The sequence below is a fragment of the Amycolatopsis sp. NPDC054798 genome (assembly GCF_053611505.1).
This window is the reverse complement of sequence record NZ_JBSHAM010000155.1, coordinates 1-12,890: the sequence shown is the minus strand read 5'-3', so window position 1 is coordinate 12,890 and position 12,890 is coordinate 1. Positions and strand designations below refer to the sequence as shown.

Here is a 12,890-nt window from a genome sequence, read left to right as displayed (position 1 = left end):
ACTTTGCGTGGCATGGATCTCACTTCTTTCGTACGGCCGCTAGCGGCGGCCGCGACCGCCGTAGCCCGACTCCTGTCCCGGCAATCCCGGCTGCGCTTGCGAGCTAACGCCGACGGTCTCGTGGTGTCCGGCAACGACCGCGACCTGGCCGTGCAGCTGTCCTGTCCGGCAACCACGCACCTCGACGGTGAAGTCGTAGTGCCAGCCGCGCCGTTCGCCGAAACGGTCCGGATGCTGGATGTCGACCAGGTCCGGCTGGCCGTCGAAGGAACTCGCCTCGCGATCCGAACCGACAGCGCCCGCTTCGCCCTGCCCCTGCTGGACCGCGACCTGCACCACGATCCAAAGCCGCCACCCTTACTGTCCAAAGTGGACGGCATCGCTCTCGGCACGGCGTTGCGCACCGTCGCGGGCACGGCCTCGAAGGACGATCCCCTCCCGGTATTCACCGGCGTACGTGTGCAATCGATCGGCGATGAGCTGCGTCTGACAGCCTCGGACCGCTACCGCATGGCCGTCGCTCGCTTGCCGCTGCGGGAAGTCCGGGAACCCATCGACGTCCTGGTCCCAGCCACCTTGCTGACCGAAGCCGCCCGCCACAGTGCTGATTCCGTGGGACTGCACGCCGACGCTGGCCACTTCGCCCTGAGCTGGCCCGGGGGTGCCGTCACCACGGCAGTCCTCGACGCGGGGTTCCTGTCCTCGGACGCCATCCCGTCCGACGCGGTCGACACGGAAGTGGAGGTCGGTGCCGACGAGCTGGCCGCCGCCATTCGCCGGGTCGGGGTCTATTCCGAGGACCGGCGGGTCCTGACGTTGGAAGTCGGCGATGCGCACCTCCGGCTGGCGAGTGCGCGCCAGGACACCGGCGAGGCAGAGGAACTACTGAAGGCAAACGTTTGCGGTGGCCGGACGTCGCCGTCGTTTCAGGCCCGGTACCTGCTGGACGCGCTCACCCCGTTCGCCGGGGAACGGGTGCGGCTGGCGATCCAGCCGGGGTTGCGGGCGTGCGTGCTGACTCCGGCGGACGGGGACGGAGGGGAGGTGGGATTGAAGTACTACTTAATGCCGATGGTGCCTCGGTGACCGGCGGGCTGACTAGCGCGAGCGGAGGGCGGTTCGCTCCGGGGCTGCTCCGGGGCTCCCTGGCAGGTCGAATCGGAGTCGTCCTGGCGGGAAGTACGCCGCTGCCGGGCCTCGGCGGTCTCGGCTGCGGCCAGCGGAGGGCGGTCGCCACGAGGCTGCGGTCAGCGCGAGGGTGAGTCGGCGCGCGGTCGCGGTCACGGTCGCGGTCGACGCGAGAGCGCGGTCGACGCGAGAGCGCGGTCGACGCGAGAGCGCGGCGATGAGTTAGCCGTGCTCTGCCGCGCCAGCGGAGCTGCCCGGGCCAGCGCGATACGCGTCCGCAGCAAGCCCGGGAATCGCCCGAAACCGTCCTCAGGCGGCCGTTTCCGCGGCCACCGCGGCCTTGACCTCGTCGAACGTCGGGTTCACCAGCGCGGTCGACCCGACGATCACCGTGGGCACCGTCTCGTTTCCGTTCGCCACCGCGCGCACGCGCTCGGCCGCGCCCGGCTCCTCCCAGATGTTGATCTCCCGGACTGGCAGGCCGCTTGCCATCAGCGGCCGGCGCAGGGCCGAGCAGAATCCGCAGCCTGGCCGCCAGTAGAACTCGACCTCGACGTCGCTCATTGTCCGTCCTCCGAAGAAGCCCGTAGGTAGTCCAGTTGTGCCCGCACGCTCGCCTCGGCCGGTGCCCACAGCGCACGGTCGACGTCGGCGTAGACGACCTCGACCACTTGCCGCGGCGTCGCGTTTTCGCCGAGCGTTCGCAAGGCGGAACGCACCTGATCCAGGCGCTGTTCCCGGTGCGCCAAATACTCCCGCGCGGTCGCGGGCAGATCAGGCAGCTCCGGGCCGTGGCCGGGCAGGCCCGGGGTGCCGTCCGGCAGGGCGATCAGTTTGCGCAGCGAGCGCAGGTAGTCGCCCAGGTCGTGCAGAACCGTCGTGCCTCGGCCGAGGATGGTGTCTCCGGTCAGGATCTGGCCTGAGACCAGCAGCGACACCGAATCGTCGGTGTGGCCGGGGGTGTGCACGACGCGGAACTCCAGGCCGCCTGCGGTGAAGACGTCGCCGTCGGCGAAAGGGGACGCGCCGACGCAGAGCGACGGGTCGAAGGCTCGCACCGGAGCGCCCGTTTTCGAAGCGAACCAGGGCGCGCCCTCGGCGTGATCCGGATGGTGGTGCGTCAGCAGGATCAGCTCGACCGGGCCGACGGCGGCGAGTTTCTCCAGGTGGTCCAGATCGTGATAGCCGGGGTCGACGACCACCGAGGCCGCGGCGTCGGGGGCGCGCAGCACCCAGGTGTTGGTGCCCTCCAGCGTCATCGTGGACGGGTTGTTCTCCAGCAGCACCGACGCGGTCTCGGAAACGCGGCGCAGCACGCCATAAGCAGGAGCGGTCACTCAGGACTCCGAAGTATCGAGGACTACGCGGATGTTCTCGCCGTCCCGGACGAGGGTCGGCACGGTCTTCACGATCTCGCGCGGCTCGCCGAGCACCGCGTCGGCGGCGGCGAACTCGGCGAGTTCGACGAGGGTCAGCCAGGTCGGCGGCATCAGCGTGCGACGGCCTTCGCGCGCGTCCGCGACCGCCTCGGAGGGCGGCTGCCAACCGGCGGCGACGGCTTCGGAGGTCGCGCCGTCCGCGCGCTGGCCCTCGGGCAGTTTCGCGACGAAAAACCGGGTGTCGTATCGACGCTTTTCCTGCGGCGGCGTGACCCAGTGCGAATACGGGTGCAGCAGGTCCGCGCGCAAAGTGAGCCCAGCGTCGGCGAGGAATCCGGCGAGCGAGATTTCCCGTGATTCCAAGGCTTTCCGTGCTTCGTGGTACGGCGTGACGTCCGCGACCACCGCGTCCTCGGTCCCGGCCAGCAGTACGCCGGACTCTTCGAACGTCTCCCGCACCGCGGCGCACACGAGCGCGCGGGCGAGGCTTTCGTCGCAGGTGAACTGCTCGGCCCACCACGACGGCGGCGGCCCGGCCCAGGCCACGGACGCGTCGGCGTCGCGCGGATCCACCCCGCCGCCGGGAAACACAGTCATCCCGCCGGCGAACGCCATGCCCTTCACCCGGTGCTGGAGGAACACCTCCACCCCGCCCGGGGTGTCCCGAAGGAGGATCACCGTGGCGGCGTCCTTCGGGGTCGCCGGCGGGCCATCCGCGTTGTCCCGGATCGCGATGCCGGGACGGGCGGGGATGTCGAAAACGAATTCACGCGGCCGTTCCACCCGGGCAACATACCTCGCAATCCGTACGCGTCGCGGATTACTTGTGTCACCTCGCGGACCCCTCCAAGCGGCCCGCACAGACCGCGTCAGCCCGAAGCCGCGAAAGGGCCCCTCGCGGGAATCACGAGGGGCCCTTTCACAGAACAACTGGGACTTCAGGACCAGTGCTGGTCCCCGCCCGAACGGGACGCGCCGTTAAGCCTCAACCGGGCAGCCTCGGCCCGCTCGCGCTCAGCCAGTTCCTCGTGCAGCTCGCGCAGCAGCGCGCGGTCGCGTTCGGACAGGCTCGGATCGTCCAGATCCAGCGCGGGCAGTTCGACCACCTCGTGCATGCTCGGCTTGCCCGCAGCGATCTCGCGGCCCTTCTCCGGGTCCTCAGCCAGCGCCCGGCGCAGCTGCGCCACTTCGGACGGCGTCAGGTCCGATGTGCGCTCGGCACGCGTCTCAGACCCGGCTGACCGCGGACGCTCCGAAGGCGCGGCGGGCTCAGCCGACGGCTCCGGCATCGAGACCGGCTGTGCGGGTACGGACTGCACGATCGGCACCACGGGCGCGACCGGCACCACCGGCTCGGCGGCCACCGGTTCCGGTTCGGGCTGACGGTGCCCGTGGCGGCTCGGCGCTTCCGAAACCGGTTCGGGCACCGGAGCCGAAGCGGGTGCCGGGGCACTGCGCTGCGGAGCCGGGTCCGGCCGATAGTCCGGGGCCGAATGCGTGCTGCCGGTGACCCACACCGGGCTCGCGACGGCACCCGCGGCCTGGTGGTAGTCCGACTGCGGGATCCCCGGGCCGCTCACCTCTACGACCGAGCGGATGCCCGCCCGGCGCAGCGCGGTGTCGACGCGGAAGGCGACCGCGGGCGGGTTGCCCTCGGGGCCCAGCTCGACCAGCACGACCCGCTGCGGGAGCGCGCCCGGCACGCTGCCCGCCGGGGTGTTGCGCCACACCGCGTGCACGGAACGCACGTCGGGCAGCACCTGCAGGGTGCGGTCGAGCGCCTCGGCGAGACCGAACTCGGGCTGGTTGTCGCCCGTGAACCGGTGCGTGTGCATCGGCTCGTGGTCGGTGACCAGCAGGTCGTTCGCGAGCGTCGCGTCCGACCGGCTCATCTCGAGCACGAGCGCCAGCTCGCGCTGTTCGGCCTCGCTCACCGGGATCCGGCCCGCGATCAACGTGCCGGTGGTGAGTTCCACCGCCTCGTCGATGTGGGCGCGAGCGATCAGTTCCCGCGCTTCGGTGAGCGCGCTGTCGTCGATGCGGCCCGCCAGGGCCAGCAACAAGTTATGCAGGCGCAGGGGCACCGAGAACCCGTCCATCGGGCCGTCGTGAACCTCCACCATGGCTCTGCTCCTCCCAGCTCGCCTGGCGGCAACGAGCGTTAAGCGGCGACAAGTCGATGACCGGCGCCCGCGGCGCCTACGCAGACCAGCTCGGACTCGGCGAGCGCGGCCCGGTGGTACCCGGGAAGGTCGAAGCGCGGCGGGATGACCTCGACGCTGGGCTCCTCGTCCCCCATGACCCGCAGCACCCGCTGCAGTTCACCGGTGAGCCGGGGCTGTCCCGCGGTCGCCGTCACCAGCAGGACTCGCTTCGCCCCGCTCTCGCCGGCGGTGCCGAGGCGCCGCCAGCTCTGCCGTACTTCCCCCACATCCGCGCGTCCACGCAACGTCGCGTGGAGCAAGACGGACACAGAGTCGACGGAGTTCACCCATTCGGGCGCACTCTGCGTGAATGTGTACCGGGTCTCGGTGACGTCGTCTACCCCCAGCGTGGAACTCACCTGGTGCCAGTCGGCGCCGTGCGGGATCAGACCCGCCACGAGCAGGCGGTACTCCGCCTGGTCCAAATCGATCCTGTGCTTGAGCAAAGACCTCGGCAGGGTCCGCGCGAGCGTCCCCATCGCGCCTTCGCCGAGCCAGTCGCGGAAACGCCACAACAGCTGGTCGGGCGTGCGGCCGGCGAGACGCAGCAGCAGTTCGTGCAGAGACTGTTCGATGTCGGGGTCCATCACTCCACCTCCACGATCAGTTCGACTTCCACCGGCGACGCGATCGGAAGCTCCGCGACGCCGACGGCCGACCGTGCGTGCACCCCGGCGTCGCCGAAGATCTCGCCGAGCAGCTCGGACGCCCCGTTCACGACCGCGGGCTGGCCGGTGAAGCCCTCCGCGGAGGCGACGAACCCGACCACCTTGACAATCCGGACAACAGAGTCAATGCCGACGAGGGCGTGCACCGCGGCCAGCGCGTTGAGCGTCGCCGTGCGGGCGTGGCTCTTGGCTTCCTCCGGGCTGACCTCGCCGCCGACCTTGCCGGTCGCGGCGAGCGTGCCGTCGACGAAGGGCAGCTGGCCGGAGGTGTAGACGTGCGAGCCGGTGCGCACGGCCGGCACGTACGCGGCCAGCGGTGCGGCGACTCCGGGCAGTTCGATGCCGAGCTCGGCGAGCCGGTCGCTCCAGGTCAACGCCGCCCCCTCAGCTCTTCGGCCGCTTCAGGTACGCGACGTGCTGTTCGCCGCTCGGGTTGGGCAGCACGGTCACCAGCTCCCAGCCGTCCTCGCCCCACTGGTCGAGGATCTGCTTCGTCGCGTGGATCAGCAGCGGGACGGTGGCGTACTCCCATTTGGTCGCACTCATGACTCGGGAGCGTAACCAAGCGGGCAAGGCCCCTCCGGACCGCCGCCGCCGAAAGCCCGTCACCCGTCCAGGGGACAGCCCGGCCGAGCCGGGCGAGTGTGGGTCACTTCACATCCGATCGTCGCTCGTGAGCGGCCATCGCGGCGAGAACCGTGATCGCCGCTCACGAGGTCGCTAGCGTGGGCGTGTGGAGACCTGGCGGATCGTCGCGACCGTGCTGCTCGCCGCGGCCGGGATACCGCTCGTGCTGGCGGTGATGGCCAAAACGCGGGACCGGGTGAACGACTCGGGCCAGGTGGCCATTTCCGGCGCGGTCACCCTTACCGGGCTGATCGTGGTGGCAGTGCTCACGCTGACCGTGCTGCCGGGCCTGGTGACCTGGATCGTCGTCGCGGTGGTCGCCGCTGCGGTCAGCGTCATGATGCTGGCCAGCTGAGCACCGGTTTAGTGTTGGGGATGTGACCACACCCTCCGCTGGCTGGACCGACGAGCTCGCCAGGGCCCGGCTGCATTTCGTCACCGGCAAGGGCGGAACCGGCAAGACCACGCTCGCCGCGGCGCTGGGTCTCGCGCTGGCCGCGGGCGGCCGCCGGGTGCTGCTGATCGAGGTCGAGGGCCGCCAGGGCATCGCGCAGCTCTTCGACACCGAACCGCTGCCGTACGCCGAACAGCGGATCGCGTCGGTCCCCGGCGGCGGCGAACTTCGCGCGCTGCACATCGACGTCGAAGCGGCGCTGCTCGAGTACTTCGAGATGTTCTACAACCTCGGTTTCGCCGGGCGGACGCTGCGCCGGATGGGGGCGATCGAGTTCGCCACCACGCTCGCGCCGGGCCTTCGCGACGTCCTGCTCACCGGGAAGATCAAGGAATGCGTCGGGCGCACGGAATCCGACGGACGCCACACCTACGACGCGGTCGTGGTCGACGCGCCACCGACCGGCCGTGTGGTGAAGTTCCTCGACGTCACCAAGGCTCTCACCGACCTCGCCAAGACCGGCCCGATCCGCGGCCAGGCCGACGGCGTCGTGCGGCTGCTGCACTCCGGCGAGACCGCCGTGCACCTCACCACGCTGCTGGAGGAGATGCCGGTCCGCGAGACCGTCGAGGCGGTGGCCGAACTGGACGGAGCCGACCTGCGGCCGGGCGCGGTGCTGGTAAACCGGGTCCGCCCGCCGCGGCTGCCCGCGCGCTCGGTGACCGCGGCCGCCGACGGCCGGGTGGACGCCGACCGGGTGCGCTCCGGCCTCGCCTCGGCCGGGCTGAACCTGCCGGAGGCGACGCTGGAGGCGCTCGTGGAGGAAACCGTGGAGCACGCCGTCCGCGTCGCCGCCGAGCAGCGGGCCCGCGAACAGCTCGCCGAGGCCGACCTGCCCACGCTGGAGCTGGCGGACCTCACCGACGGCGTGGACGTCGCCGCGCTCTACGAACTCGCCGAAACGCTGCAGGAACAGGGGGTGCGCTGATGCCTGCCGCCGACACGACGCTCGACGTGGACGCCCTCCTCGACGACCCGGCCAGCCGCGTGATCGTGTGCTGCGGTTCCGGCGGCGTCGGCAAGACCACCACCGCGGCGGCGCTCGCGTTGCGGGCCGCCGAACGCGGCAGGCAGACCGTGGTCCTCACGATCGACCCGGCACGCCGGCTCGCGCAGGCGCTCGGGCTGCGCGAACTGGGCAATCACCCGAAGCAGGTGCGGGTCGAGGGCTTCGAGCCCAAGGGCGAACTGTGGGCGATGATGCTCGACATGCGCCGCACGTTCGACGACATGGTGCGCGTGCACGCCGGTCCGGAGCGGGCCGAGCAGCTGCTGCAAAACCCCTTCTACCAGACCATTTCCACGTCGTTCTCCGGCACGCAGGAGTACATGGCGATGGAGAAGCTGGGCCAGCTGGCGGCGACCGACGAATGGGATCTGATCATCGTCGACACGCCGCCGAGCCGGTCCGCGCTCGACTTCCTCGACGCGCCGACCCGGCTGTCCACCGCGCTCGACGGCCGGATGATCCGGCTGCTCACCGGTCCGGCGAAAGCCGGCGGCTGGGGTCTGCGCAAGGTGGTCAGCGCCGGGTTCTCGATGTTCGCGAAGGCCGTGTCGACGATCATCGGCGGCCAGCTGCTCGCCGACGCGTCGGCGTTCATGCAGGCCTTCGACAGCATGTTCGGCGGATTCCGCGAACGCGCGCGCAAGACCGCAGAACTGCTGCGGTCGTCCGGCACGTCGTTCCTGGTGGTGGCCGCGCCGGAGCCGGACGCGCTGCGCGAGGCGTCCTACTTCGTGGAGCGGCTGGCCGGAGAGTCGATGCCGCTGGCCGGATTGGTCGCCAACCGCACCCACCCGGTGCTCGCGCCGCTGTCCGCGACCGAAGCGCTGACCGCCGCCGAGTCGGTGCAGAACGCGCCGCTCGCCGAGGCCGTGCTGCGGCTGCACGCCGACCGGGTCGCGCTGGCCGAACGTGAGAACCGCCTGCTCGCGCGCTTCACCCGCGCGCATCCGGAAGTGCCGCTGACCCGGGTGCCCGCGCTCGCCGGTGACGTGCACGACCTCGAAGGCCTGCGCGACATCGGAGTGAAACTGACGTCGTGAGTGGCGGCGCCGGTCCTCACCGGCACCGCCGCTCACGAGAAAGTCAGCCCGCCGCGGCGGCCAGCGCGTCCCGCTTGGCCGCTTCGAGCAGATCGGTCCAGCTGGTCACGTCCGGGCGACGGCGCAGCAGGGCGCGCCGCTCCCGTTCCGTCATCCCGCCCCAGACCCCGAAATTGATCCGGCCGTCGAGCGCCTCGGCGAGGCATTCGGTGCGGACCGGGCACCCCATGCACACGGCTTTCGCCCTGTTCTGCTCGGCGCCTCGCACGAACAACCCGTCGGGATCAGCGTCCCGGCACGAGGCATCGACCCGCCAGCCAACCTGATTGGTTTGCATACCCCCAGCTCCCTCATCTGGTGTATGGCACCAGCGAAGGCGAAGCTCCCGCTCCCACCCCCGCGAGCGTTTCCCACTGCGCCGCACGTCGGTGACGGCACCTCCCCGGTGCCGCTGCCGCTGTCCGGACCAGCCAGGCTCCCACCCGGGCTGCTCCGTCTGTCGGCATCTACGTGAGACGTTGACGGACTGTAGGGTCCCTCGGTTCCCTCCGTCGAGACCTAGCATGCATTCCGTTACCTGAGGTCAAGTCACGGGGTCCCGTTAATGATCGCCGGAGGGGGCGCGCGGGGCTGAGGTCACGAAGGCGACACGGCCCTTCAGTACCCTGGCTTTCGTGCGCAAAACGGATGGTCTTTTCAAGCTGCTCGGCCTGTGCCTGCTGGCAGGGGTGCTGGTCGCCGGGATCATGTTCCCGGTGGTCGGCACCGCGGGGGTCGTGTCCAACCAGGCGAGCGAAACAGTCGACAAGACGTCGTCCGACCTCGCCGACGTCCCGCCGCCGCTGGTGACGACCATCACCGACTCCGGCGGCAAGCCGATCGCGACGCTGTACAAGCAGTACCGGATCCCGGTCCGGCCGGATCAGATCAACCCGGCTCTGAAGTGGGCGCTGCTGTCAGCCGAGGACAAGGCGTTCTACGAGCACCACGGGGTGAACTGGGGACGGACGCTGCGCGCCGCCGTCTCCAACACCGCGGGCGGGGACACGCAGGGCGCCTCGACGATCACGCAGCAGTACGTGAAGAACTACTTGATCAACGTCGTCTACCGGGGCGACAAGACCGGTCAGGCGAAGGCGCAGGAGCAGACCCTCTCGCGCAAGCTCAAGGAAGCCCGGATCGCGATCAACCTCGAGACCAAGCTCTCGAAGGACCAGATCCTCGCCGGCTACCTCAACATCGTCGAGTTCTCCCGGCAGATCTACGGGGTCGGAGCGGCCGCGCACGCCTACTTCAACACCACGCCGGAGAACCTGACCGTGCCGCAGGCCGCGCTGCTCGCCGGCATCGTGAACAACCCGATCGTCTTCGACCCGTGGAACCACCCGGACAAGGCGACGAAGCGGCGCAACCTGGTGCTCGACCGGATGGTCAGCAACCAGAAGCTGGCGAAGGCGGACGCGGACAAGTTCAAGGCGGAACCGCTCGGCGTGGTGCCGGACACCCCGACGAAGCCGGCCGCGAACTGCACCGGCGCGGGACCGGAAAACGGATTCTTCTGCCAGTACGTCCAGGACTATCTGCTCAAGTCCGGGATGACGGAGGACCAGCTGTACACCGGCGGGTACACGATCAAGACCACGCTGGACGAGAGGGCCAACCACGAGGCGAAGGTCTCGGCCGAGACACAGGTGAACAAAACCCAGAAGAACGTCGCGAACACGCTTTCGCTGATCCGGCCCGGCAAGGACCGGCATGAGGTGGTGGCGCTCGCGGCGAACCGGGATTACGGCATCGACGCGGATCAAGGGCAGACGACGTACGCACTTCCGTCCGGTGTGTTCAACACTGGGGGCGCGGGGTCGAGCTACAAGATCTTCACCGCCGCGGCGGCGTTGAACCAGCATGTCGCCGGGATCTACAGCAACATCCCAGTCGGCAACGGGTACACCTCGCACGTCTTCACCGGTGGCGGCAACCATTGCCCGCCGACCGGCCCGCCGCTGAACTCACGCTGGTACTGCGTGGGCAACGCGGGCAACGGTTACCCCGAGTCGGCTTCGTTGCAGAACGCGCTGGCGACCTCGCCGAACACCGCGTTCGTGGCGCTGGAGGACAAGATCGGCAGCACCGGACCGGGCATCGACATGGCGATCAAGCTCGGCATGCGCGAAACCATGGCGAGCAACCCGGGCGGCGGCCGCGTCGACCCGAAGTCCAACGAGTCGGGCAAGAACCAGACCCAGGCGCAGGCTTACGGCCCCAAACCGAACTATCCGGGCACGGGTGCGTTCACCCTCGGCTTCAGCCCGACCAGCGGCCTGGAAATGGCGAACGTCGCCGCGACCATCCTGAGCGGCGGCAAATGGTGCCCGCCGACCCCGCTGGCGTCGGTGACCGACCGCGACGGCAAGCCAGTGCCGATCAAGGAAGCGCCGTGCGAGCAGGTCGTGCCGGAAGGCCTCGCGAACTCCCTGGCGGTCGGGATGAGCAAGGACGACCAGCCCGGCGGCACGTCGGCCAAGGCGGCCGAGGGAGTCGGGTGGAACCGTCCGCTCGTCGGCAAGACGGGCACGACCCAGAACAACGGCTCGGCGACCTTCGTGGCCGGGACGCCGCAAATGGCGGGTGCGGCAATGGTGTTCCGTCCGGAAGGCGGCAGCGGCGGCCTTTGCTACAACGGCGTCGGCAGCGTGAACACCTGCGGCACCGGAAACATGTTCGGTGGCAAGACGCCCGCACAGACGTGGTTCGGCGCGATGGCGAACATCCTGAAGGACCAGCCGGTCGTTCCGCTGCCGCCGGAGGATCCGGCGTACACCAACTGAATCCGGCGAGTTTGAGAACGGGATTGGCCGGGCTGTGCGGCACGCTCGCCCTATTGAGCTGCTGCACAGCCCGCGCCGATCCCGCCGACAAACTCATGCCGGACGCAATTGACGGAGCCGAGGCCGCGGAGGCGCTGGCCGCATTACGCGCCGCGGCCCCTCCGCTGGCCGTTTCACTGCCGAATGCGCGGTCGTCTCCGTAGTCGGCGACGGCCGCCTGGCTGAGTACGTGCAGGTCGCGGTCCGGCTGTGCACGGCATACTCCGGCGACCTCGATCACCCTGGTTCCGACAACGGCACCCCGGTCACCCGGGAGAGCAAACTCCACGACTGAACCAGGGCCACGCCCCCGCAACGCCGAACACGTATCCTCGAACACGTGAGCACGCTCGGTAACGCCAGTCCGGCCCGGGGCACCGCGAAGCGGTTTGCCGTAGGGACCATCGCCCTCGGGGCCGCCACCCTCGGTTACGCCGTCGGCATCGAACGCCGCCGCTGGACGCTGCGGACCGCCGAACTGCCCGTACTCGCGCCCGGCACCCCGCCGTTCACCATCCTGCACGTCTCCGACCTGCACATGCTCCCCGGCCACCGGGCCAAACAACGCTGGGTCGCCGCGCTCGACGAACTCGAACCGGACCTCGTCGTCAACACCGGCGACAACCTCTCCCACCGCACCGCGGTCCCGTCCGTGCTCCGCGCGCTCGGCCCGCTGCTGGACCGGCCAGGGCTGTTCGTCTTCGGCAGCAACGACTACTACGCGCCCAAACCCAAAAACCCCGCGCGCTACCTCATGCCCCGCGGCAAAAAGAAACGCATCCACGGCACCCAGCTGCCCTGGCGCGACCTCCGCGCCGCCTTCGTCGAACACGGCTGGATCGACCTCACCCACGTCCGCCGCACCGTCGACGTCGGCGGACGCGCCGTCTTCGCCGCCGGCGTCGACGACCCGCACCTCCATCGCGACCGCTACTCCGACATCGCCGGACCCGCCGACACCACCGCGGCCGTCCGCCTCGGCGTCACCCACTCGCCGGAACCACGCGTCCTCGACACCTTCGCCACCGACGGCTACGACCTCGTCCTCGCCGGCCACACCCACGGCGGCCAGCTCCGCATCCCCGGCTACGGCGCCATCATCACCAACTGCGAACTCGACCGCAGCCGCGCCCGCGGCGCCTCCCGCTGGGGAGCCCGCATGTGGCTGCACGTCTCAGCCGGACTCGGCACCTCCCCCTACGCCCCCGCCCGCTTCGCCTGCCCGCCAGAAGCGAGCCTGTTAACGCTGGTCCCGCGCGGATCCGGCACCTCAGACCCCCGCAAACCAGCCCCGCGTAAAGCCGCGAAACCCGTCCGCTAGACTTACTCCCGACCCGCTAAGCAGTACCTCGGGGTGTGGCGCAGCTTGGTAGCGTGCCTCGTTCGGGTCGAGGAGGTCGTGGGTTCAAATCCCGCCACCCCGACTGGTGAGTGAGGGTTCGTCATCTGCAAAAAAACCACCGTAGAAAACAAAACATACGTGTGTAAAATATGGGGGGGATCACCCCCACCCC

General features: G+C 69.9%; 14 protein-coding genes and 1 tRNA gene. 7 read left to right on the top strand and 8 right to left on the bottom strand.

Going from position 1 to position 12,890, the window contains the following annotated elements:
* Window positions 1-12 precede the first annotated feature (12 nt).
* Window positions 13-1,086 (top strand): DNA polymerase III subunit beta, encoded by a 1,074-nt coding sequence (dnaN, locus tag ACWGIC_RS42755; RefSeq protein ID WP_452081662.1) that lies wholly within the window; start codon window positions 13-15, stop codon window positions 1,084-1,086.
* 351 nt (window positions 1,087-1,437) lie between these two features.
* On the opposite strand, the gene ACWGIC_RS42750 is transcribed toward dnaN, so the two are convergent.
* The 7 genes from ACWGIC_RS42750 to ACWGIC_RS42720 form a co-directional block, all read right to left on the bottom strand.
* A complete protein-coding gene (locus ACWGIC_RS42750; protein ID WP_452081661.1) occupies window positions 1,438-1,692 on the bottom strand; it encodes a glutaredoxin domain-containing protein in 255 nt (84 codons plus the stop codon).
* Window positions 1,689-2,465: an MBL fold metallo-hydrolase gene (locus tag ACWGIC_RS42745; protein ID WP_452081660.1), complete on the bottom strand. Its 777-nt coding sequence runs from the start codon at window positions 2,463-2,465 to the stop codon at window positions 1,689-1,691. Before ACWGIC_RS42745 ends, ACWGIC_RS42750 begins: the two co-directional genes overlap by 4 nt.
* On the bottom strand, window positions 2,466-3,290 hold the full coding sequence (locus tag ACWGIC_RS42740) for an NUDIX hydrolase (RefSeq protein WP_452081659.1): 825 nt from the start codon (window positions 3,288-3,290) through the stop codon (window positions 2,466-2,468).
* Window positions 3,291-3,445: 155 nt separating this feature from the next.
* The gene (locus tag ACWGIC_RS42735; protein ID WP_452081658.1) at window positions 3,446-4,630 is read right to left on the bottom strand and encodes a hypothetical protein; all 1,185 of its coding nucleotides are present in this window, start codon (window positions 4,628-4,630) and stop codon (window positions 3,446-3,448) included.
* A gap of 38 nt (window positions 4,631-4,668) precedes the next feature.
* The gene (locus ACWGIC_RS42730) at window positions 4,669-5,298 is read right to left on the bottom strand and encodes a hypothetical protein (RefSeq protein WP_452081657.1); all 630 of its coding nucleotides are present in this window, start codon (window positions 5,296-5,298) and stop codon (window positions 4,669-4,671) included.
* Window positions 5,298-5,753, bottom strand: coding sequence for a RidA family protein (locus ACWGIC_RS42725; protein ID WP_452081656.1), 456 nt, complete (start codon window positions 5,751-5,753; stop codon window positions 5,298-5,300). The genes ACWGIC_RS42730 and ACWGIC_RS42725 overlap by 1 nt, the downstream gene beginning before the upstream one ends.
* 10 nt (window positions 5,754-5,763) lie before the next feature.
* Window positions 5,764-5,925: a DUF4177 domain-containing protein gene (locus tag ACWGIC_RS42720; protein ID WP_020664158.1), complete on the bottom strand. Its 162-nt coding sequence runs from the start codon at window positions 5,923-5,925 to the stop codon at window positions 5,764-5,766.
* A 187-nt stretch (window positions 5,926-6,112) separates the two neighbouring features.
* Between ACWGIC_RS42720 and ACWGIC_RS42715 the strand changes: the two genes are divergently transcribed.
* The 3 genes from ACWGIC_RS42715 to ACWGIC_RS42705 are packed head-to-tail and all read left to right on the top strand — an operon-like array spanning window position 6,113 to window position 8,509.
* Window positions 6,113-6,361: a hypothetical protein gene (locus tag ACWGIC_RS42715; RefSeq protein ID WP_452081655.1), complete on the top strand. Its 249-nt coding sequence runs from the start codon at window positions 6,113-6,115 to the stop codon at window positions 6,359-6,361.
* 22 nt (window positions 6,362-6,383) lie between these two features.
* On the top strand, window positions 6,384-7,388 hold the full coding sequence (locus tag ACWGIC_RS42710; RefSeq protein WP_452081654.1) for an ArsA-related P-loop ATPase: 1,005 nt from the start codon (window positions 6,384-6,386) through the stop codon (window positions 7,386-7,388).
* The gene (locus ACWGIC_RS42705) at window positions 7,388-8,509 is read left to right on the top strand and encodes an ArsA family ATPase (protein ID WP_452081653.1); all 1,122 of its coding nucleotides are present in this window, start codon (window positions 7,388-7,390) and stop codon (window positions 8,507-8,509) included. Before ACWGIC_RS42710 ends, ACWGIC_RS42705 begins: the two co-directional genes overlap by 1 nt.
* 43 nt (window positions 8,510-8,552) lie before the next feature.
* On the opposite strand, the gene ACWGIC_RS42700 is transcribed toward ACWGIC_RS42705, so the two are convergent.
* Entirely contained in the window at window positions 8,553-8,846 is a 294-nt protein-coding gene (locus ACWGIC_RS42700) for a WhiB family transcriptional regulator (RefSeq protein ID WP_020664154.1), read from the bottom strand.
* Between the two features lie 337 nt (window positions 8,847-9,183).
* Here ACWGIC_RS42700 and ACWGIC_RS42695 point away from each other — a divergent pair, with 337 nt between their 5' ends.
* The 3 genes from ACWGIC_RS42695 to ACWGIC_RS42685 all read left to right on the top strand — a co-directional run bounded on the left by ACWGIC_RS42695 (window position 9,184) and on the right by ACWGIC_RS42685 (window position 12,800).
* Window positions 9,184-11,337, top strand: a complete 2,154-nt coding sequence (locus tag ACWGIC_RS42695; protein ID WP_452081652.1) for a transglycosylase domain-containing protein — start codon at window positions 9,184-9,186, stop codon at window positions 11,335-11,337.
* A gap of 379 nt (window positions 11,338-11,716) precedes the next feature.
* A complete protein-coding gene (locus tag ACWGIC_RS42690; RefSeq protein WP_452081651.1) occupies window positions 11,717-12,697 on the top strand; it encodes a metallophosphoesterase in 981 nt (326 codons plus the stop codon).
* 29 nt (window positions 12,698-12,726) lie between these two features.
* A tRNA-Pro gene (locus tag ACWGIC_RS42685) sits at window positions 12,727-12,800 on the top strand.
* Window positions 12,801-12,890: the final 90 nt, after the last annotated feature.